The sequence below is a fragment of the Streptomyces sp. NPDC058653 genome (assembly GCF_042716895.1).
In the GTDB taxonomy this organism is placed as follows: domain Bacteria; phylum Actinomycetota; class Actinomycetes; order Streptomycetales; family Streptomycetaceae; genus Streptomyces.
Map to the genome: position 1 here is coordinate 55229 of NZ_JBHXRM010000041.1, position 19802 is coordinate 75030.

The following is a 19802-nucleotide window of genomic DNA, read 5'->3' on the forward strand; positions in this document are numbered from 1 at the left end:
CTCCTCCTCGCGACGCCGACATCGAGCGCCGGCTCCAGAGCAGATCCACCGAGCTCACCGCCCGTGTCCCGCAGCTGCTCGAAGCCATGCGCTCCGTCGGCACCGGCCTCGAACTCCACTCCACCCTGGACCGGATCTGCGAGACGGCGGCCCGCCTCCTGGGCGCCCGCTACGCGGCACTCGGCGTCGTCGACGAGGCGGGCGGCCCGCTCACCGACTTCCTCACCTACGGCGTCGACGCCGAGGTCGCGGAGCGGATCGGCCGCCTCCCCGACGGCCGCAGCGGTCTGCTCGGCGAGCTGATCCGCCGCCCCGAACCGATCCGGCTCGCCGACCTCACCACCGATCCGCGCGCGGTCGGATTTCCGCCGCACCATCCGCCGATGCGGACGTTCCTCGGTGTTCCGATCCGCGTCCAGGGCGAGATCCTCGGGAATCTCTATGTCGCCGAGAAGCGCCACGGCGCCGAATTCACCGAACACGACCAGCACATGATGCGGGTGCTCGCGACCGAGGCGGGGCTCGCCATCGGCAACGCCCGGCTGTACGAGGCGGCCCGGCAGCGCGAACGCTGGATCGACGGTTCGGTCGCCGTCACGACAGCGCTCCTGTCGGGAAAGGCCGCCGAGCCCGTGGACGGCGGCGAGTACACCGACCGCTCCGAGTACACCGACCGCACCGAGCAGCCCGACCGCACAGGCGGCTCCGACCGCTCCGAGCACCCCGACTACTCCGAGCACGCCCGCCACGCCCTCACCGTCGTAGCCGAACAGGCCCGCAGGCTCGCCGAGTCGGCCGCCGGCTTCGTCCTGCTGCCCACGCCCGAGGGGGGACTGGAGGTCGTCGCCGTCTCGGCCGACGACCCGGACGATTTCATCGGCGCCCGGATTCCGGGGAGGAGCCCCGTCGTGGCCCAACTCCTCGCCGGCGAGGCCGTATACGTGGTGGATCCCCGCACCGACCCGCGCCTGATCTCCCCGCTGTCCTCCCGCTTCGGCCCGGCGATGCTGCTGCCCCTGCACAGCGACGGCCGGGTTCTCGGCGTACTCGTCACACCCCGCGAGATCGGCGCCCGCCCCTACACCGAGGCGGAGCGCACCCTGGCGACGCAGTTCGCCTCGCAGGCCGCTCTCGCGCTGATGATGGCCGAGGCGCAGCGCGACCGGGAGCGGCTCGCGGTCTTCGAGGACCGCGACCGGATCGCCCGCGACCTCCACGACCTGGTCATCCAGCGCCTGTTCGCCGCCGGGATGATGCTGGAGACCGCGCAACGGCAGTCGGATGTGCCCGAGGTGCGCTCCGGTGTGGGCCGGGCGGTCGACGAACTGGACATCACCATCCAGGAGATCCGTACGGCCATCTTCGCCCTGCAACAGGGCCCGGCCGAGGCGCCGTCCGGGCTGCGCACCCGCGTACTGCGCGAGATCAACATGGCGGCCGTGCCGCTCGGCTTCAAGCCCACCCACCGATTCGCCGGCGCGGTCGACTCGGCCGTCGGCGAACTCACCGGCAAGAACCTCATCGCCGCCCTCCGCGAGGCGCTGTCCAACACCTTCCGGCACGCGCGCGCGGCGCGTATCCATGTCACGGTCGACGCGAACGCCCGACTGCCCGACGGCACACCCGCCGTACGGCTCTCGGTCGCCGACGACGGTGTGGGCATCCCGGAAGGCGGCAGACGCAGTGGCTTGCGGAATCTGCGGCGGCGCGCCGAGTCATTGGGCGGGTCGAGCGAGGTCGGGCCGGGCCTCGGCGAGGGCGGCGCCGGTACGACGGTGATCTGGCAGGCCCCGCTCTAGGCACCCCTCGCGCTCCCGACGGCGCGCGCCTTGCCCTCCCTCGGACATGAGCTGGTTGCCGGGGCGCTGAATCGCGAACGTCGCCAGATCCCCCCTGGTGACGGGCTGACGGCCCCCGATCCGACCAGTCCCCGTGTCGCGGATCCCTCGCCCCGGCACCGATGAGTCTTCCGACGCCGAAGGCCGACCGCAACAGGGCCGGGGCGTCCCGGACAGGGCTGAGCCTGTCCGGGCTGGTCAGAAGCTCTGTCCGGATTCTGTCCGAATCGTCTCCGGATCGGCGAGATCGGGTCGGGAAAGATCAGGAACGGACCGAAACAGCTGTTGCCGCCCGCGAAGCACGCCAGGAGGATGTGCGGCATGGGGACGCAGGGGGAGACAGCACCTCAAGACGCGCGGAACGCCGCTGAGTTCACCGTTCTGATGCGGCAGCTGAAAGAGCGGTCGGGCCTTACCTACCGGCAGTTGGAGGAGAGCGCGGCACAGCACGGCGAGGTGCTGCCCCGGAGCACGTTGGCGGATGTCCTGCGCCGGGGGTCCCTTCCGCGGCCGGAGGTGCTGACCGCGTTCGTCCGCGCTTGTGGGGAGTACGACCGGGTGGACGCCTGGCTGGCGGCCAGGGACCGGATCGCCGCCGCCGCGCCGCCGCCGACCACGACAGCTCCCACCGGAATGAATGGTTCCAGTCCGACGGGTGCGACGGGACCGGGTGTGTCGACCGCGCCGGTGGGACCTGCCGGATCTGCCGAATCTGCCGGACCGGTGGGACCGGCGGGACCGGCCGCGCCGGAATCCGGTTCCACGGACCGCGGGGGCGCCCGAGGTCGGCGACTGCGCCGGCCCTGGACGGTGGCCGCCGTCGGCGGGCTGGTCCTCCTGGTCGCCGCCGGCACCTTGGCGTACGTCCTCAACGGCTCCGGTTCTTCCTCCGCCGCCCAGGGCCCCGCCGAAGGCTGGTCACGTATCCGGCCGGTGGCCACCCCCGACCTCTGCCTCACCGAAGGCCGTGCGCGCGACGGCAGTTACGAATCCGCCGTGGCCGTCCAGAACCCGTGCGACAAGGTGAAGCATCCCCGCACCTATCTGGAGCGGACCGACGACGGGCTGTATCGCATCCAGTGGCACCACCCCGAGTTCGGCAAGGGCTGTCTGACGGCCCTGGCCAGCGGTCCCGTCCAGGGCATGTTCGAGCCCAGGGACAACTGCGCGGAAGCGACCCGGTTCCATATCGAGCGCGCCGAGGCGCCCTTGCCGGACGGTTACCGGCTCCGGCTGGCGGACAGCGACCTCTGCGTCGGCATCGCGAACGGGGAGACCGGTCCGGGCACCGAGGCGATCCAGCAGGAGTGCGGCGAGCAGGCCGACCAGCAGTTCCTGGTCGGCCCGGCCTGATCCCGAACCCGCTCCGGCCGCGACCGGGGCGGCGTCAGCTACCGGCGCCGTCCGGGTTCTGCGCGCGTGCGCGCGCGACCAGCTGCTCGATGATGACGGCGACACCGTCCTCGTTGTTCGCCACGGTGCGCCCCGACGCCGCCGCGATCACATCGGGATGCGCGTTGCCCATCGCGTACGACGTACCGGCCCACGCCAGCATCTCCACGTCGTTCGGCATGTCCCCGAAGGCGACGACCTCGTCGGACGAGATGCCGCGCTCGGCGCAGCAGAGCGCGAGCGTGCTCGCCTTGCTGACACCGAGGCCGCTGACTTCGAGCAGCGCGGTGGGGCTGGAGCGTGTGAAGGAGGCCAGATGCCCGGCGGCGGTACGGGCCAGCGTGAGGAAACCGTCCGGCGTGAGCGTCGGATGCTGCGCCAGCAGCTTCACCACCGGATCGCCGCCCCCGTTCTCCGCCGGCTGAAGCAGCTTCTCGGCGGGGGCCACGTGCGCGCCCGGGTCGTCGATGAAGGGCGGGTACTCGGGCTCGTAGTCGAAGCTCTCCGTCGTCTCGACGGCGAAGACGGCGCCGGGCGCCGCGTCGCGCAGTGCCCGTACGACGTCGAGCGCGGCGGACCGGTCCAGGTCGCGGACCTTGACCAGCTCTCCTCCGCCGCGCAGATCGACGACGACGGCGCCGTTGGCGCAGATGGCCAGGCCGTGGCGGTGCACATGGTCGCTGACGACCCCCATCCACCGGGCCGGCCGCCCGGTGACGAAGAAGACCTCGATCCCGGCCGCCTCGGCGGCGGCGAGTGCGGCGACGGTGCGTTCGGAGACGGTCTTGTCGTCGTGCAGCAACGTTCCGTCAAGATCGGTGGCGATCAGCCGTGGGCGGGCGGGGAGCGAGGACTCGGTTGCTGAGGTCACCCCTCCATCCTCTCGTACAGGCGTGCACGGGAGTGCGGAGGGGCGCACATCTGAGAACCCCCCTGGGGGCATCCCGGTGTCCCTGTGCCCGGGCGCGTCGAGGAGCCGCCCAGGCGTCGGGGAGCAGGGCCTCGGGGGAGCCGGGGCACCGCAGGGCTCTCGTGCTCCGCGGCGGGCGGTCAGGCGCCGAGCTGGGCCGGAGCCTCGGTGGCGATCTTCTCGAAGACGGCCTGGTCGGCGGCGAAGTCCGAATCGGGGATCGGCCAGTGCACGACCAGCTCCGTGAAGCCGAGGTCCTGGTGCCGGCCGGCGAAGTCGACGAACCGGTCCAGGGACTCCAACGGACCGGTGCGGTCCGGCGTGAAGCCGGTGAGGAGGATCTTGTCCAGCTCCCCGACATCCCGCCCGGCCCCCGCGCACGCGGTGCCGAGCCGCTCGATCTGGCCGCGGATGGCCTCCACCGACTGGGCCGGGGTGCCCTCCTCGTACAGACCCGGGTCACCGGTGGTCACCCACGCCTGGCCGTACTCGGCGGCGAGCCTCAGTCCGCGCGGGCCGGTCGCGGCGACCGCGAAGGGCAGCCGGGGGCGCTGGACACAGCCGGGGATGGTGCGGGCTTCGACGGCCGAGTAGTGGGTGCCCTGCCGAGTGACCGTGTCTTCGGTCAGCAACTGGTCGAGAAGAGCCAGGAACTCACCGAACCGGTCGGCCCGCTCCCGTGGGCTCCATGCCTCCTGGCCCAGGGCCGTGGCGTCGAACCCGCTGCCGCCTGCGCCGATCCCCAGGGTGATCCGGCCGTCGGAGACGTCGTCCAGGGAGATCAGCTCCTTGGCGAGGGTCACCGGATGCCGGAAGTTGGGCGAGGTGACGAGGGTCCCCAGCCGCACCCGCTCGGTGACGGCCGCGGCGGCGGTGAGCGTGGGCAGCGCACCGAACCAGGGACCGTCCCGGAAGGTCCGCCAGGACAGATGGTCATACGTGTACGCGGCGTGGAAACCGAGCTCCTCGGCACGCCGCCACTTCGCGCGGCCCTCCCCGTGCCAGCGGTCGACGGGCAGGATCACGGTGCTCAGACGCAGACTCATGCCCTGAGCCTACGTCCGGCTCCCCGGCCGCTCCCCGGCCGCTTCCTCGTCCGGCTCAGGCGCTGAAGCGGAGGTACCGCGGGGGTACGGCGTCGGCCAGCCAGACTCCGTTGGCGCTCACCCGGAAGACATGGCCGTCGCGGTGCATCGCCGCCGCGTCCACCGGCAGGACGACCGGGCGCCCGCGGCGGGCGCCGACGCGGGTCGCCGTTTCGCGGTCGGGCGAGAGATGGACATGGTGGCGGTTCATCGGGCGCAGACCCTCGGCGCGGATCGCGTCGAGGCTGCGGGCGACCGTGCCGTGGTAGAGGTACGCGGGCGGCTCGGCCGGTGGCAGGTCCAGGTCGACCTCGACGGTGTGGCCCTGGTTGGCGCGGATCCTGGTGCCTTCGATCGTGAAGCGCCGCTTGTCGTTGACGGCCACGACATGGTCCAGCTCGGCGCGGGTGATGGGGAAGCGGTGGTCGGCCGTGGCGCGGAGGAGGGCGTCGACCTCCACCCAGCCGTTCGGGTCGAGGGTGAGACCGATCCGCTCGGGCTGATGGCGCAGATGCTTCGAGAGGTACTTCGACACCTTCACGGTGCGTCGTTCGTCGGGCGTTCCCGCGCCCGCTGTCTGTGTTCGGGTCATTCGCACAGCGTGCCCGGTGCCGTCGGACGGGCGCCACCCATTTGGTCCGGGCCGGGACCGGCTCCGAGTCGCTCCGAATTCGCTCCCGGCCCGCTTCGCGCCAGCTCCGGTCCTGGTCCGGTCCAGCTCCGGTCCTGGTCCGGCGCGCTTCGATCCGATCCAAAAACGATCACCACTGAAATGTTTGATCCACAGTCAACTCGGGTTATCCACAGGCCATTTGATGAATCTGTGGACAACCAGGGCCCGGATTACTCCATTTGATCAAGTTGGGTGTTCTGTCTGTGGGTTGTGGTGAGGGAGTCCAACGTCCGTGCCCGGACCTCCCGTTCCGTGGCCGCCGCGACGAACTCCGGCACGCTCTCCTCCCCAACCAGCCGCCGCACCGCGTCGATCGTCCCCGCCGGAAGTGCCACAGAACGGGTCTCGGCCCCCGTCGGCTCCGGGTCTGCGGGCAACAGGTGCTCCCGCAGCCGCCGCGTCGCCGACAGCCGCATGGCGCGCGCCAGTTCGGCGTCGACGGTCTGCGCCGCCAGCGGACGCAGGCGCCGTACGAGCGACGCCGCCTCCGCCGCGTCCGCGTCCGTCGGCGGGTGATGGCCCGGACAGCGCGCGAAGACGTGCTCGGTGGTGAACTCCAGGAAGCGCGCGGCGATGTGCTCGACCTGTCCGCGAAGTTCCCGCAGCTGGCCGGAGATCGCGGGCAGCGGCACCCCGGCCGCGTACAACTCGGCTGCCACGGCGAGCTCTTGAGGGCTCGGTACGAGGAACTCGTCGTCCCGCCCGGGAATCCGCTCCAGCACCCCCAGTTCCACCGCCTCCGCGAGCGCCGCCTCGTCCCCGGAACCGCCGAACCGCTCGTCCAGCTCCGCCCGGCTGATCCGGGCGGCCCGCTCCTCCGTCCAGGGCCCGTGCACCTCGGCGACCAGGCCCAGCACCCCGCCGAGCCCCCGCCCGGTGTCCCATGCTTCCAGCAGCTCCTTGATGGACGCCAGCGTGTAGCCCCGGTCCAGGAGATCCGCGATCTGGCGAAGCCGGGTCAGATGCGGGTCCCCGTACACATTGGCGCGGCCCCGCCGCTCCGTCGCGGGCAGCAGCCCCCGGTCCTGGTAGGCGCGGATGGTCCGTACGCTGGCGCCGCTCGCGTGCGCCAGGTCCTCGATCCGGTACCGGCCGCCGCCGGCCGGTGGCCGCGATGTCTCCGAGCTCTCCGACACGCTCACTCCTCCCCGCACCAGGTCACTGCGTCATCCCAGCGCCGCCCGGCCGACCGCTCCGGCAGCGGCGCGGGCCGCGGGCGAGATCGCGAGATAGTCGACGGCCCTGCGGAGCGAGCCTTCCCGCGAGGGATGGTACGACCGCCGGAAGTACCGGGGCACCGCCGCGCCGAGCTCACCCCAGGTCGGCAACAGGCCCTTGGCGACGGCGCGGTTGTGCTCGCGCAGCGAGTAGCGCAGCCGGCCGGCGAGCCGCGGGTCGTGCCGGATCAGATACGCCGTCCCGCGCGCCCAGAACCAGAGCATCACCGGCGCCGCGACGAGCATCGTCTCCACGCGGCGGGCGTAGCGCACCGGATCGGGACCGCCGCAGTGCTGGTACATGTCGAAGGCCACCGACCGGTGTTCGACCTCCTCGGCGCCGTGCCAGCGCAGCAGGTCGAGCATGACCTCGTCCGCGCCCGCGCGGTCCAGTGCCTCCGCGCGCAGCACCCAGTCCCCCAGGACGGCCGTGAACTGCTCGATCGCGGCGACGATCCCCAGCCGGAAGCGCAGCCAGCTCCCCGGTGGCCAGGGCGGCCCGAACGGCGGCTTCTCGCCGAGGAGTATCTCGAAGAGATAGTCGACGTGCCGGGTGTACGGCTCGGTGTCCAGGCGCTGGTCGGCCAGGTGGTTCAGCACATACCCGTGCTGCACGCTGTGCGTCGCCTCCTGCCCCATGAACCCCTTCACGTCCGCCAGCAACACCGGGTCTCTGACGAGCGGCAGGGCTTCCTTGAAGACCTTGACGAACCAGCGCTCGCCCGCGGGGAGCAGCAGATGCAGCACGTTGATGACGTGCGTGGCGGTGGGTTCGTCCGGTATCCAGTGCAGTGGTGTGCCGCGCCAGTCGAACGACACCCGGCGAGGAGCGATCACATACCCCTCGTCCGGCACGGAACCCCCTTCAGAGCCCGGCGCGTTCGCTTCCTCTCCGTCCCGGTTCACAGCGGCGGCTCCAGTCGGGCGATCCCGCGCCGCGTCCTGGGCGCGAAGCGGGACAGCAGCCGCAACCCCCTGGCCTCGGGCGTGACCGGTACGACGGCCTCGTCGCGGACCACCGCCCGCAGGATCGCGTCGGCGACCTTCTCCGGCGGGTAGTTGCGCAGCCCGTACAGCCGGGCCGTCCGTTTCCTCCGTCGTTTCTCCTCCTCCGCCGTGACTCCCGTGAACCGCGCGGTGGCAGTGATGCCGGTGTTCACGAAGCCGGGACAGATCACGCTGACGCCGATGTCCTGTTCGGCGAGCTCCGCGCGCAGGCACTCGCTGAGCATCAGCACCGCCGCCTTGGTGGTGCTGTACGCGGGCAGGGCGCGCGACGGCTGATAGGCCGCCGCCGACGCGGTGTTGACGATGTGCCCGCCCTCGCCGCGCGCCACCATCTGCCGGCCGAATATCCGGCAGCCGTGTATGACCCCCCAGAGATTGACGTCCAGGACCTTCTTCCAGTCCTCGCTCGTGGTCTCCAGGAACGGCCCCGAGAGCCCGATCCCCGCGTTGTTCACCAGGACGTCCACCGTGCCGTACTCGGCAGCGACCTTCTCGGCCAGCTTCTCCATCGCCTCCTCGTCGCCGACGTCGACGGTCTCCGCCCATGTCTTCGGGGCGCCGATCAGCCGTGCCATCTCGGCGGTCCTGGCGACCCCTTCGGCGTCACGGTCGACCGCGACCACCCGGGCGCCCGACTCGGCGAACGCGAACGCGGTGGCCCGCCCGATGCCGCTCGCCGCTCCGGTCACCAGGACGAGCTGCCCACCGAACCGCTCCCCGTAGGGTCCGCTCGCCACCAGGTCCCGTGCCCTGCGGGCCCGGCTCTCCCGGCGGGCCTTGCCGACCGGCCCGAGCACGACATCGCTCGCCTCGTGCTCCGGCTCGGGCTCATGGGCGGTGACGAAGTCGCTGATCCAGGAGGCCAGTTGCTCGGGTCGCGTACGCGGCACCCAGTGCTTGGCCGGGAGCGTACGGCGCACCAGCTGCGGCACCCACCGCTCCAGATCGTCGTAGAGCCGCTCCGAGAGGAAGGCGTCCCCGGTCGGGGTGATCAGCTGGACGGGCGCGTGGGCATGCGCGTCGGTACGCGGTCTGCGCAGCCGGGCGTGGATGTTGTCCCGGTAGAGCCAGGCGCCGTTCGCCGCGTCGTCCGGCAACGAGGCCGTCGGATACGCGTCCGTCTCCCCGGGGCTCCCCGGGACGGCCGCGCTGTCCGACGCCGGCGAACTCCGGGGCGAGGGCACCTTCTCGAACCGCTCCAGGAGCCTCGGCCACCGCCTCCCCAGCGGCCCGCGCCACGCGAGTTCGGGCAGGACCGGCGTATGCAGCAGATAGACGTACCAGGACTTGGCGCCCTGGCCGAGCACCTGGCCCAGCGCACGCGGCGTGGGCCGGGTCGTCCGCCGCTTGATCCAGTGCCCCATGTGGTCCAGCGACGGCCCGGACATCGAGGTGAAGGAGGCGATACGGCCCGCTGTGCGCCGTACGGTCACGAACTCCCAGCCCTGCACGGACCCCCAGTCGTGCCCGACCAGATGGACCGGCCGGTGCGGGCTCACCGCGTCGGCGACCGCCAGGAAGTCGTCCGTCAGCTTCTCCAGGGTGAAGCCGCCCCGCAGCGGCTGCGGCGCCGTCGACCCGCCGTGCCCCCGGACGTCGTACAGCACCACATGGAACCGCTCGGCGAGCCGCCCCGCGACCCGGGACCAGACCTCCTTGCTGTCCGGATATCCGTGCACCAGCAGCACCGTAGGCCGCGCCGGGTCACCCAGCTCGGCCACGCACAGATCGACCCCACCCGTGCGCACCCGGCGCTCACGCGTCCCCACCGGCCGGCCCGACGGCGACGGAACAGACTGAAACGACATCACGCACCCTCCGCCCAACGCCGCACATGCGGCAGATCGTCATCCAGCCAGAACGCGCTCTCGGCCGGGTCCCTGGAGTCGGTGACCACCAGGATCTCCTCGAACTTGGCGCCCGTACCCCGGAATCCGAGGTGCGGCTCGACCGCCCACAGACCCGATCTCGGCGGGTGGTCGGAGAATCCGTACGGGCTCCACAGCGGCGACCAGCCCTCCCGGTGCCCGTGCAGCGCGTCGCTCGCCAGACCCTTGAGCGCCTGCGTACCGAACCCGAGAACCCGCGGTGACCAGCGCCTGTCCCGCACACGGTCGATCTTGTGGGCGATCACACCGAAGGGGTAGGCCCGGTGTCTGTTCTCGTATCCCTGCCGGACCATCAGCCGGTCCACGTCCTCGTAGATCTCCCGCAGCGAACGCCGCTCGCGCACCTCGCGCAGCAGCAGCTCGCGGTGCTCCCGGAGATCGGCGAGCAGCTTGTCGTGCAGCGGGTTGGGCCCCAGACAGCCCGAGTAGCCGACGTCGGCGGTGAAACCCCGGTGGACCGGCGCCATGTCGAGGATGAACGGCATGCCCTCCGCCAGCCTGCGGTTGGTGGGGAAGAACTGGAGCGGGATCCGGAAGCCCCGGAAGGCCGTGCGGTCCCCGAACCAGGCGAACGGCAGATGGAACCAGTCGCGCACCCCGCGCGCCCGCAGCCACTCGCGCTGCATCCGGGCGGCCTCGCGCTCCGTGACACCCGGCCGCAGACGCGCGGCGACCGCTTCGGCACACTCGTACGCCAGCCGCTGCACGGACCTGAATCCCCGCAGCTCCGTGGCCCGTTCGGCCGTCACCACTGAAGCCATGCCACCCCTCCGCGCTGATCGCGGACACGCGGCGATCGCCGTACGTGTCCGTAACGTGACACTGATGAATGTGACAATGTTCGGTGGCTGCGTCAAGTGGCCCCTCAAGCCTGTGGACAACTCCATCGACCCGGAACCTTCGGCTTAACTTTTTATGCTGCCCTTACGGGTCCGTACGCCTCAAGGGGGACCCCGAGACAACCGCCAGGGCTGACGTCCCCTGTGGTGCGCGCCACTACCGTCGTCAACGTGACTGTGATCGCCACTGAAGGCCTGAGTAAGCGGTTCCCCCGGGTAACTGCGCTTGACCGGCTCTCCTTGGACATCGGACCGGGCGTGACCGGTCTGGTGGGTGCCAACGGAGCCGGCAAGTCCACCATGATCAAGATCCTGCTGGGTCTGTCCCCCGCCACCGAGGGCCGGGCCGCCGTGCTCGGGTTCGACGTGGCCACCGACGGCGCCGCCATCCGCGAGAGCGTCGGTTACATGCCCGAGCACGACTGCCTGCCGCCCGATGTCTCGGCGACCGAGTTCGTCGTCCACATGGCGCGCATGTCCGGCCTCCCTCCGACCGCCGCCCGCGAACGCACCGCGGACACGCTGCGCCACGTCGGCCTGTACGAGGAGCGGTACCGCCCCATCGGCGGCTACTCGACCGGTATGAAGCAGCGCGTCAAGCTCGCGCAGGCCCTCGTCCACGACCCCAAACTCGTCCTCCTCGACGAGCCGACGAACGGCCTCGACCCCGTCGGCCGCGACGAGATGCTCAACCTGATCCGCCGCGTGTACACGGAGTTCGGCATCTCCGTCCTCGTGACCTCGCACCTCCTCGGTGAGCTCGAACGCACCTGTGACCACGTCGTCGTCATCGACGGCGGCAAGCTGCTGCGCTCCAGCTCCACGAGCGACTTCACGCAGAACACGGCCACGCTCGCCGTCGAGGTCACCGACACCGACACGCACCCGGACGGCACCCGCGCCCTGCGCGAGGCCCTCACCGCGGCCGGGCTCTCGCTCCAGGTGGGCGAGGAGGACGGGCTGCCCGGCGCCGGCCACATCCTGCTCATCGAGGCGACGGGCGAGGAGACGTACGACGTCGTCCGCGACACCGTCGCCGAACTCGGCCTCGGCCTCGTACGGATGGAACAGCGCCGCCACCACATCGCGGAGGTCTTCCGCGCGAAGGACGCCGCGCAGGAGGCCTCGCGGCACACCCGGCCGGGCTCCGGCGACGGCCGGGCCGTACCGGCGCAGCCGGGCACCGCGGAATTCGCACTTCAGAAGGGAGGCGGCAACGATGAGCGCTGACCTCACCCAGATCCACAACATCGGCTACCGCAACTACGACGGCCCGCGGCTCGGCCGCGCCTACGCCCGCCGCTCCCTCTACTCGCAGTCCCTGCGCGGCTCCTACGGCCTCGGCCGGTCCGGCAAGTCCAAGATCCTGCCGATGATCCTGTTCGCCGTGATGTGCGTGCCCGCGGCCATCATGGTCGCCGTGGCCGTCGCCACCAAGGCGAACGACCTGCCGGTCGAGTACACGCGGTACGCGATCTTCACCCAGGCCCTCATCGCGCTTTTCCTCGCCGCCCAGGCACCGCAGTCCGTCTCGCGCGACCTGCGCTTCAAGACGGTGCCGCTGTACTTCTCGCGCCCCATCGAGCGGTTCGACTACGTCATCGCCAAGTACGGCGCCATGGCCTCCGCCCTCTTCGTCCTGACCGCCGCGCCCCTCCTGGTGCTCTACATCGGCTCACTGCTCGCCAAGATGGACTTCGTCGACCAGACGAAGGGCTTCGGACAGGGGCTCGTCTCCGTGGCGCTTCTCTCGCTGCTCTTCGGCGGCCTCGGCCTCGTGATGGCCGCCCTCACCCCGCGCCGCGGCTTCGGTGTCGCCGCCGTGATCGCCACCCTGACCATCACCTACGGCGCCGTCTCCACCGTCCAGGCGATCGCCTTCGAGACCGGCTCGTCCGGCGCCGTCCAGTGGCTCGGCCTCTTCTCACCCATCACGCTCATCGACGGCGTGCAGACCGCGTTCCTCGGCGCCTCCACGTCGTTCCCCGGCTCGGCCGGTCCCTCGACCGGTGTCGGAGCCGTCTATCTGCTGGTCGTTCTCGCGCTCATCCTCGGCTCGTACGCCGTCCTCATGCGCCGTTACCGGAAGGTCGGGCTGTGACCACCCTCAACATCGAGCACGCGTCGCGCTGGTTCGGCAACGTGGTCGCCGTCAACGACGTGACGATGACCGTCGGCCCGGGCGTCACCGGACTGCTCGGACCGAACGGCGCGGGCAAGTCCACGCTCATCAACATGATGGGCGGCTTCCTGGCGCCCTCCAACGGAAGCGTGACCCTCGACGGCGACACGATCTGGCGCAACGAGTCGATCTACCGCCAGGTCGGCATCGTCCCCGAACGCGAGGGGATGTACGACTTCCTCACCGGACTCGACTTCGTCGTCGCCAACGCCGAACTCCACGGCCTCGGTAAGAAGGCGGCCCAGAAGGCGCTCGCCACCGTGGAGATGGAGTACGCGCAGGACCGCAAGATCGCGACGTACAGCAAGGGCATGCGGCAGCGCGTGAAGATGGCGTCCGCCCTCGTCCATGAACCGTCCGTGCTGCTCCTCGACGAGCCCTTCAACGGCATGGACCCGCGCCAGCGCATGCAACTCATGGAGCTGCTGCGGCGGATGGGCGACTCCGGCCGCACCGTCCTGTTCTCCTCGCACATCCTTGAGGAGGTCGAGCAACTGGCCTCGCACATCGAGGTGATCGTCGCCGGCCGGCACGCCGCCTCCGGCGACTTCCGCAAGATCCGCCGGCTGATGACGGACCGTCCGCACCGCTACCTCGTACGCTCCAGCGACGACCGCGTCCTCGCCGCCGCGCTGATCGCCGACCCGTCGACGGCCGGTATCGAGGTCGACCTCACCGAGGGCGCGCTGCGGATCCAGGCCGTCGACTTCGGGCGCTTCACCGAGCTGCTGCCGAGGGTCGCCCGTGAGCACTCCATCCGGCTGCTCACGGTCTCACCGTCCGACGAGTCCCTCGAATCGGTCTTCTCGTACCTCGTAGCGGCCTGAGCGGCCTTGACAAGGAGCTGTGACGTTCCATGTACCACCCCACAGTCGCCCGGCTCACCTACCGGGCCCTGCTCGGCAGGCGCCGGGCCGCCGTCCTCCTCATCCTGCCGGCCCTGCTGATCCTCATCGCCGTGGCGGTACGGGCCTTCAACGGCGTCGACGACCAGATCGCCTCGGACGTCCTGGGCGGCTTCGCCCTCGCCACGATGATCCCGCTGATCGGTGTGATCGCCGGAACGGGCGCCATCGGCCCCGAGATCGACGACGGATCGATCGTCTACCTGCTGGCGAAGCCGGTCACCCGGCCGTCGATCATCTTCACCAAACTGATCGTCGCGATCTCCGTGACCATGGTGTTCTCGGCGGTCCCCACCTTCATCGCGGGATTCATCCTCAACGGCAACGGGCAGCAGATCGCGGTGTCCTACACCATCGCCGCGCTGGTCGCCTCCATCGCCTACAGCGCGCTCTTCCTGCTGCTCGGCACGGTCAGCCGACACGCGGTCGTCATCGGCCTCGTCTACGCGCTGGTCTGGGAGACGCTCTTCGGCAGCCTGGTCGCGGGCGCGCGCACCCTCAGCGTCCAGCAGTGGTCCCTGGCGGTCGCCGAGAAGACCAGCGCGGAGGAGGGCATGATCGCCTCGGACGTCGGACTGCCCGTGGCCATCGTCCTGCTCGTCGGCGTGACGGCCGTCGCGACCTGGTACGCGGGGCGCAAGCTGCGCACGCTGACGCTCGCCGGCGAGGAGTGAGCGAAGCCTTCCCACCGCCGTACGTGCGTGTGCGCGACGCCGCGACCCCCTCCCTTCGGGTGGGGGTTGCCGCGTAACTGTACGTTTATCGGCTCGTTGTTCCTTCTGCGTGGAGGCAACTGGAGTCCGTGACGTCGAGCGTTCGTGAAACTGGGGATTGCCGGAGCAGGATCGAAAGCCGCACCGGTCATTGAGTGAGTAGCCACCGTGAGCCGACCTCCGCCCCTGAAGCCCGGGGTGAGGGCCGCCCATCATCGGTTCACGAACGGAAGGCAGACTCATGCCATCGGAAGTCGCCCTGCTCGAGTCGCGCGCCATGCGCGTCGAGCATGTGGGGCGCGTCGAAGCGCTCGACAAGGTCAAGGCCCTGGTCATGCTCCCGGACGGTACGCACAACACGACGGACGGGGTCGCGCGGTACTTCGAAGTATCCACAGGCGTCATCAGGCAGTTGACGGCGCGCCATCGCGCGGAGCTGGCCGAGAATGGGATGCAGGTGCTGCGAGGCTCTGACCTGCGCGAATATCAGAGTGACAACATGTCACTATCATCCGGGAGCGACGGAAGTTATCCACAGCGCCGCTCCGGTCTCACCCTCTACACCCGCCGGGCCGTCCTCAACATCGCGATGCTTCTGCGTGACAGCGACATCGCCCGGCGCGTGCGCACCCACCTCCTCGACGCCGAGGAAGGCTGGCGTGAGGGGTACGCGTCGCTCGACCGGCGCGTCACCGACGTGGAGACCTGCCTCGGTGGGGTCGGCGTCGCGCTCCAGGAGCTGGGGCCGGTGCTGAACCGGATGTCGTACCGCCTCGACAGCCTGGACCGGCGGCTCGACGCCACCAACCAGGTCGTCGCGGCGATCAGCAACCGGCTCTGCCAGATGTCCGAGGACATCAACCGCGTGGATGCCAGGGTGGACGACGTCGTCCATCAGCTGAGGGATCTGCGCCGGGGCCGTAAGCGCCGCTGACGCACTCCCGCGGGTCCGCGTCCGTCCGTGGCGCTTTCACGGGCGGGCGCGGGCCCCGACCGGACCTCCGGCGCCACCGACCAATAACTCGGTGGCGCCTGACTCCCGCCCCGGTGCACAGTGGTGGTGGCAGGTACCACAGGACCGGGAGAGGAGCGCGGCGATGACCAGTAGCACGAGTCCGTCGAGTTCCCGACAGGGCAGTCCCGACCCGGCACCGGAGTAACCACTTCCGCTCCGTGCAGCCGACGGTGACCCGCCCAAGGGGGCGGTCGCTTCGAGCGCGCGTTCGCGCGGACCGCCCCCTCCCCGGAGGATTGGCCGAGTGGTAAGGCAACGGCTCGCACCGCGCCTGATCAGGTGCGCACCGTGGTCGGGCGTCACAGCCCGCGCGCGCGTTCGATCCGCGCATCCTCCACCGAAGCACCGAAGCACTCAAGACCAGAAGCACCGAAGCACCCAAGACCAGAAGCCGAAGACCAGCGGCCGAACCGTCGTTCAGCCCCGCTGAAGCAGCTTCTCCAGCACCACCGCGATGCCGTCGTCGTCGTTCGACGCCGTCACCTCGTCCGCCACGGCCTTCAGCGACTCGTGCGCGTTGGCCATCGCCACCCCGTGCCGCGCCCACCCGAACATCGGGATGTCGTTGGGCATGTCGCCGAACGCGATCGTGTCGGCCGCCGTCACACCCAGCCGGCGCGCCGCCAGCGAGAGCCCCGTCGCCTTGCTCAGACCCAGCGGCAGTATCTCCACGACCCCCGGCCCCGCCATCACCACGGCGACCATGCCGCCCACCGTCTCCTGCGCGATCCTCGCCAACTCGTCGTCGCTCAGCCGCGGATGCTGGATGTAGACCTTGTTGATCGGCGCGGTCCACATCTCGGCGGGATCGTCGATGAAGAGCGCGGGCAGCGGACCGTCGTGCACCCGGTAGCCCGGCCCGATCAGTACGTCACCGTCGAGACCGTCCCGGCTCGCCGCCAGCGCCAGCGGGCCGACCTCCGCCTCGATCTTCGACAGCGCAAGGACGGCCACCTGGCGGTCCAGGGTCACCGACGTCAGCAGTCTGTGCTCGCCGGCGTGGTAAACCTGCGCGCCCTGGCCACAGACCGCCAATCCCTCGTACCCGAGGTCGTCGAGGATGCTCCGCGTCCACGGCACGGCCCGCCCCGTGACGATGATGTGCGCGGCGCCCGCCTCCGTGGCGGCGGCGAGCGCCTCACGCGTACGCGCGGAGACCTCGTGGTCCTCGCGCAGCAGCGTGCCGTCGAGGTCGGTCGCGACGAGCCGGTACGGGAAGGCGGAGGGCGCGGCGGCAGCCGGGGAAGGGGCGGAGGCGGAGCTCACTTGGCGATCGGCTCCAGCGTCTCGCGCCCGCCCAGATACGGGCGCAGCACCTCCGGCACCCACACCGAACCGTCCGCCTGCTGGTGGTTCTCCAGCAGCGCCACGATCGTGCGCGTCACCGCGCAGAGCGTGCCGTTCAGCGTCGCGAGCGGCTTCACCTGCTGCTTGCCGTCCTGCGACGCCCGCATCCGTACGGAGAGCCGGCGGGCCTGGAAACCGTCGCAGTTGGAGGCCGACGTCAGCTCGCGGTACTTGCCCTGCGTCGGGATCCACGCCTCGCAGTCGAACTTGCGCGACGCCGACGCACCGAGGTCGCCCGTCGCCACGTCGATCACCTGGAAGGGCAGCCCGAGGCCGCTGAGCCACTGCTTCTCCCACTCCAGCAGCCGCGCGTGCTCGGACTCGGCGTCCTCAGGGTCGACGTACGAGAACATCTCGACCTTGTCGAACTGGTGCACCCGGAAGATGCCCCGGGTGTCCTTGCCGTACGTTCCCGCCTCGCGGCGGAAGCAGGGCGAGAAGCCCGCGTACCGCAGGGGCAGTTTGTCGGCGTCGATGATCTCGTCCATGTGGTACGCGGCGAGCGGCACCTCCGACGTGCCGACCAGGTAGAAGTCGTCCTTCTCCAGGTGGTACACGTTCTCGGCGGCCTGGCCGAGGAAGCCCGTGCCCTCCATCGCGCGCGGGCGCACCAGCGCGGGGGTCATCATCGGGATGAAGCCGGCCTCGGTGGCCTGCGCGATCGCCGCGTTCACCAGGGCGAGTTCGAGCAGGGCGCCCACGCCCGTCAAGTAGTAGAAGCGCGAGCCGGAGACCTTCGCGCCGCGCTCCATGTCGATGGCGCCGAGCGCCTCGCCCAGCTCCAGATGGTCCTTGGGCTCGAAGCCCTCGGCGGCGAAGTCGCGCGGGACGCCGACGGTCTCCAGGACGACGAAGTCCTCCTCGCCGCCCACCGGCACGTCGGGGTGCACGATGTTGCCCAGCTGGAGGAGCAGCCGCCTGGCCTCCTCGTCGGCCTCGTGCTGCACCGCGTCGGCCGCCTTCACGGCCGCCGACAGCTCGCGCGTACGGGCGAGCAGCTCGGCCTTCTCGTCGCCACTGGCCTTGGAGACGAGTTTGCCGAGCGACTTCTGCTCGGAGCGCAGCTCGTCGAAGCGGACGCCGGAAGCCCTGCGCCGCTCGTCGGCGGAGAGCAGGGCGTCGACGACGCCGACGTCCTCTCCACGGGCGCGCTGCGAGGCGCGGACACGGTCGGGGTCGTCTCGGAGCAGGCGAAGGTCAATCACCCCACCAGGCTACCGGTGCGCGGTTCCGCCACCCCACCCCATATTTCAGCGCGTAGCACTTTGTCCGAATTGCCGTAATTGGGGACGGTGAGGGAAGGGTGAAAAGGAGGGGTCGCTTACGTCAATAATGGGTTTCCAATTCCCCGGAAAGGGGCGGCGGCTCTTCGCTGTTGACTCATTTCCCTTGTGGCGCACGGCACTTGGGGCGACGTTGTCCACAGAGAGGCGACTGCCCGGAAAGTTATCCACAGGTTGTGTGGGGGATCTGTGGATCGCGAGCGATTTCACGGTGAAAGCCGCAGGGGGGCCGAGGGGATTCTTCTCCTAAACCCGCCTCACGCGCTCATTCGGGTGGGACTTGGTCCCTCTAACGAGTTGAGCAAGGGAATTGGGGTGACAGGGGTCACCCGTGTGTCCTGTGGATGGAAGCAGGGTCGCTGAGGAGATTTGTCGACCGGGTCGCTCGACGCTGTCGACTTGTCCCCAGGGTGCACGGTCTGCCTGTGGATAACTTTGGGGACAACGGCCGCCGACCGCCGTCCCCACCGCCCCGGGCGGCTCAGATCCGGCCGTCCTGGCTCCGCGCCAGCCAGTCGGCGGCGTCGATGAACTCCGCGTCCGACGTCCCCGCGCGCAGTCGGCGCACATCTTCCGGAGCCACGCCTGCCCTCGGGTACGACCCGAGGAAGCGCACCTTCGGGCTGATCCGCTTCAGCCCCATCAGCGCCTCGCCCACCCGGCGGTCCGCGATATGACCCTCGGCGTCGACGGCGAAGCAGTAGTTACCGATGCCCGCGCCCGTCGGCCGCGACTGGATGAGCATCAGGTTCACCCCGCGTACGGCGAACTCCTGGAGCAGTTCCAGCAGCGCGCCCGGATGGTCCTCCCCGAGCCAGACCACGACCGACGTCTTGTCCGCGCCGGTCGGCGCCGACGGCCGCGCGGGCCTGCCCACCAGGACGAAGCGCGTCTCCGCGTTCTCCGCGTCGTGGATCTCGGTGACCAGCGCTTGGAGCCCGTACGTCGCCGCCGCGAACTCACCCGCGAAGGCCCCGTCGAACCGGCCCTCCTGGACCAGCCGCGCGCCGTCCGCGTTCGAGGCGGCCGACTCCCACAGCGCGTTCGGCAGATTGGCCCGCAGCCAGTTGCGCACCTGCGGTTGCGCCACCGGGTGACCGGTCACCGTCTTGATGTCCGACAGCGAGGTGCCCGGCCTGACGAGAAGCGCGAAGGCGATCGGCAGCACCACCTCGCGGTAGATCATCAGCGGCTCGCCCGAGGCGAGTTCGTCGAGGGTCGCGGTGACGCCGCCCTCCACGGAGTTCTCGATCGGCACGAGGGCCGCCGCGGCCTCCCCGTGCCGTACGGCGTCGAGGGCCGCGGGCACCGAGACCATCGGGATAAGTTCCCGGGTGGCGGATTCCGGCAGGGTGCGGAGGGCGGCTTCGGTGAAGGTGCCCTCGGGGCCGAGGTACGTATAGCGGGTGGCCGACATGTGGTCACTTTAGTCCGACCGGCGGACGGCGCGGGCCCGCCTCGGCCCGGTCGCCCGAGCCCGGGCGACCGGCCCCGGCCCCGGTCCCG

The 19802-nt window shown here is 70.6% G+C and carries 17 protein-coding genes and 1 tRNA gene; 8 read left to right on the forward strand and 10 right to left on the reverse strand.

What is annotated here, in order from left to right; all coding sequences use genetic code 11:
* The first annotated feature begins 86 nt into the window (after positions 1 to 86).
* Positions 87 to 1799, forward strand: a complete 1713-nt coding sequence (locus ACFWU9_RS28515; RefSeq protein WP_384323437.1) for a GAF domain-containing protein — start codon at positions 87 to 89, stop codon at positions 1797 to 1799.
* Positions 1800 to 2222: 423 nt separating this feature from the next.
* Positions 2223 to 3191, forward strand: coding sequence for an XRE family transcriptional regulator (locus ACFWU9_RS28520; RefSeq protein WP_384323390.1), 969 nt, complete (start codon positions 2223 to 2225; stop codon positions 3189 to 3191).
* Positions 3192 to 3225: 34 nt separating this feature from the next.
* Here ACFWU9_RS28520 and ACFWU9_RS28525 read toward each other — a convergent pair whose 3' ends face one another.
* The 7 genes from ACFWU9_RS28525 to ACFWU9_RS28555 form a co-directional block, all read right to left on the reverse strand.
* On the reverse strand, positions 3226 to 4101 hold the full coding sequence (locus ACFWU9_RS28525) for a Cof-type HAD-IIB family hydrolase (protein ID WP_384323392.1): 876 nt from the start codon (positions 4099 to 4101) through the stop codon (positions 3226 to 3228).
* 179 nt (positions 4102 to 4280) lie between these two features.
* The gene (locus tag ACFWU9_RS28530; protein WP_384323394.1) at positions 4281 to 5186 is read right to left on the reverse strand and encodes an LLM class flavin-dependent oxidoreductase; all 906 of its coding nucleotides are present in this window, start codon (positions 5184 to 5186) and stop codon (positions 4281 to 4283) included.
* A 55-nt stretch (positions 5187 to 5241) separates the two neighbouring features.
* The gene (locus tag ACFWU9_RS28535; protein ID WP_384323396.1) at positions 5242 to 5817 is read right to left on the reverse strand and encodes an RNA 2'-phosphotransferase; all 576 of its coding nucleotides are present in this window, start codon (positions 5815 to 5817) and stop codon (positions 5242 to 5244) included.
* Between the two features lie 251 nt (positions 5818 to 6068).
* Positions 6069 to 7040, reverse strand: coding sequence for a MerR family transcriptional regulator (locus ACFWU9_RS28540; protein WP_384323397.1), 972 nt, complete (start codon positions 7038 to 7040; stop codon positions 6069 to 6071).
* A 24-nt stretch (positions 7041 to 7064) separates the two neighbouring features.
* Positions 7065 to 7970, reverse strand: coding sequence for a metal-dependent hydrolase (locus tag ACFWU9_RS28545; protein ID WP_384323399.1), 906 nt, complete (start codon positions 7968 to 7970; stop codon positions 7065 to 7067).
* A gap of 47 nt (positions 7971 to 8017) precedes the next feature.
* A complete protein-coding gene (locus ACFWU9_RS28550) occupies positions 8018 to 9931 on the reverse strand; it encodes an SDR family oxidoreductase (RefSeq protein ID WP_384323401.1) in 1914 nt (637 codons plus the stop codon).
* Positions 9931 to 10773: a M24 family metallopeptidase gene (locus ACFWU9_RS28555; protein WP_384323403.1), complete on the reverse strand. Its 843-nt coding sequence runs from the start codon at positions 10771 to 10773 to the stop codon at positions 9931 to 9933. Before ACFWU9_RS28555 ends, ACFWU9_RS28550 begins: the two co-directional genes overlap by 1 nt.
* A 222-nt stretch (positions 10774 to 10995) precedes the next feature.
* Between ACFWU9_RS28555 and ACFWU9_RS28560 the strand changes: the two genes are divergently transcribed.
* The 6 genes from ACFWU9_RS28560 (at position 10996) to ACFWU9_RS28585 (ending at position 16003) form a co-directional block, all read left to right on the forward strand.
* Positions 10996 to 12081, forward strand: coding sequence for an ABC transporter ATP-binding protein (locus tag ACFWU9_RS28560; RefSeq protein ID WP_384323405.1), 1086 nt, complete (start codon positions 10996 to 10998; stop codon positions 12079 to 12081).
* A complete protein-coding gene (locus ACFWU9_RS28565) occupies positions 12071 to 12952 on the forward strand; it encodes an ABC transporter permease (protein ID WP_384323407.1) in 882 nt (293 codons plus the stop codon). The genes ACFWU9_RS28560 and ACFWU9_RS28565 overlap by 11 nt, the downstream gene beginning before the upstream one ends.
* A complete protein-coding gene (locus ACFWU9_RS28570; protein ID WP_384323409.1) occupies positions 12949 to 13860 on the forward strand; it encodes an ABC transporter ATP-binding protein in 912 nt (303 codons plus the stop codon). The genes ACFWU9_RS28565 and ACFWU9_RS28570 overlap by 4 nt, the downstream gene beginning before the upstream one ends.
* A gap of 29 nt (positions 13861 to 13889) precedes the next feature.
* Positions 13890 to 14612 (forward strand): ABC transporter permease subunit, encoded by a 723-nt coding sequence (locus ACFWU9_RS28575; protein ID WP_384323410.1) that lies wholly within the window; start codon positions 13890 to 13892, stop codon positions 14610 to 14612.
* Positions 14613 to 14892: 280 nt separating this feature from the next.
* A complete protein-coding gene (locus tag ACFWU9_RS28580) occupies positions 14893 to 15585 on the forward strand; it encodes a hypothetical protein (protein ID WP_384323412.1) in 693 nt (230 codons plus the stop codon).
* A gap of 311 nt (positions 15586 to 15896) precedes the next feature.
* Positions 15897 to 16003, forward strand: a tRNA-OTHER gene (locus tag ACFWU9_RS28585).
* Between the two features lie 80 nt (positions 16004 to 16083).
* Here ACFWU9_RS28585 and ACFWU9_RS28590 read toward each other — a convergent pair.
* The 3 genes from ACFWU9_RS28590 to pheA form a co-directional block, all read right to left on the reverse strand.
* Complete coding sequence (locus tag ACFWU9_RS28590) at positions 16084 to 16932, reverse strand: HAD-IIB family hydrolase (RefSeq protein WP_384323414.1); 849 nt, start codon at positions 16930 to 16932, stop codon at positions 16084 to 16086.
* Complete coding sequence (gene serS, locus ACFWU9_RS28595; RefSeq protein ID WP_384323416.1) at positions 16929 to 18218, reverse strand: serine--tRNA ligase; 1290 nt, start codon at positions 18216 to 18218, stop codon at positions 16929 to 16931. The genes ACFWU9_RS28590 and serS overlap by 4 nt, the downstream gene beginning before the upstream one ends.
* 559 nt (positions 18219 to 18777) lie before the next feature.
* Positions 18778 to 19713, reverse strand: coding sequence for a prephenate dehydratase (pheA, locus tag ACFWU9_RS28600; protein WP_384323419.1), 936 nt, complete (start codon positions 19711 to 19713; stop codon positions 18778 to 18780).
* Positions 19714 to 19802: the final 89 nt, after the last annotated feature.

Bases quoted from the DNA above. Each gene is read 5' to 3' on its own strand.
- ACFWU9_RS28555 (WP_384323403.1), bottom strand. From the start codon at position 10,773: ATGGCTTCAGTGGTGACGGCCGAACGGGCCACGGAGCTGCGGGGATTC.
- ACFWU9_RS28550 (WP_384323401.1), bottom strand. From the start codon at position 9,931: ATGTCGTTTCAGTCTGTTCCGTCGCCGTCGGGCCGGCCGGTGGGGACG.
- ACFWU9_RS28535 (WP_384323396.1), bottom strand. From the start codon at position 5,817: ATGACCCGAACACAGACAGCGGGCGCGGGAACGCCCGACGAACGACGC.
- ACFWU9_RS28565 (WP_384323407.1), top strand. From the start codon at position 12,071: ATGAGCGCTGACCTCACCCAGATCCACAACATCGGCTACCGCAACTAC.
- pheA (WP_384323419.1), bottom strand. From the start codon at position 19,713: ATGTCGGCCACCCGCTATACGTACCTCGGCCCCGAGGGCACCTTCACC.
- ACFWU9_RS28530 (WP_384323394.1), bottom strand. From the start codon at position 5,186: ATGAGTCTGCGTCTGAGCACCGTGATCCTGCCCGTCGACCGCTGGCAC.
- ACFWU9_RS28515 (WP_384323437.1), top strand. From the start codon at position 87: ATGCGCTCCGTCGGCACCGGCCTCGAACTCCACTCCACCCTGGACCGG.
- ACFWU9_RS28575 (WP_384323410.1), top strand. From the start codon at position 13,890: ATGTACCACCCCACAGTCGCCCGGCTCACCTACCGGGCCCTGCTCGGC.
- ACFWU9_RS28580 (WP_384323412.1), top strand. From the start codon at position 14,893: ATGCCATCGGAAGTCGCCCTGCTCGAGTCGCGCGCCATGCGCGTCGAG.
- ACFWU9_RS28520 (WP_384323390.1), top strand. From the start codon at position 2,223: ATGCGGCAGCTGAAAGAGCGGTCGGGCCTTACCTACCGGCAGTTGGAG.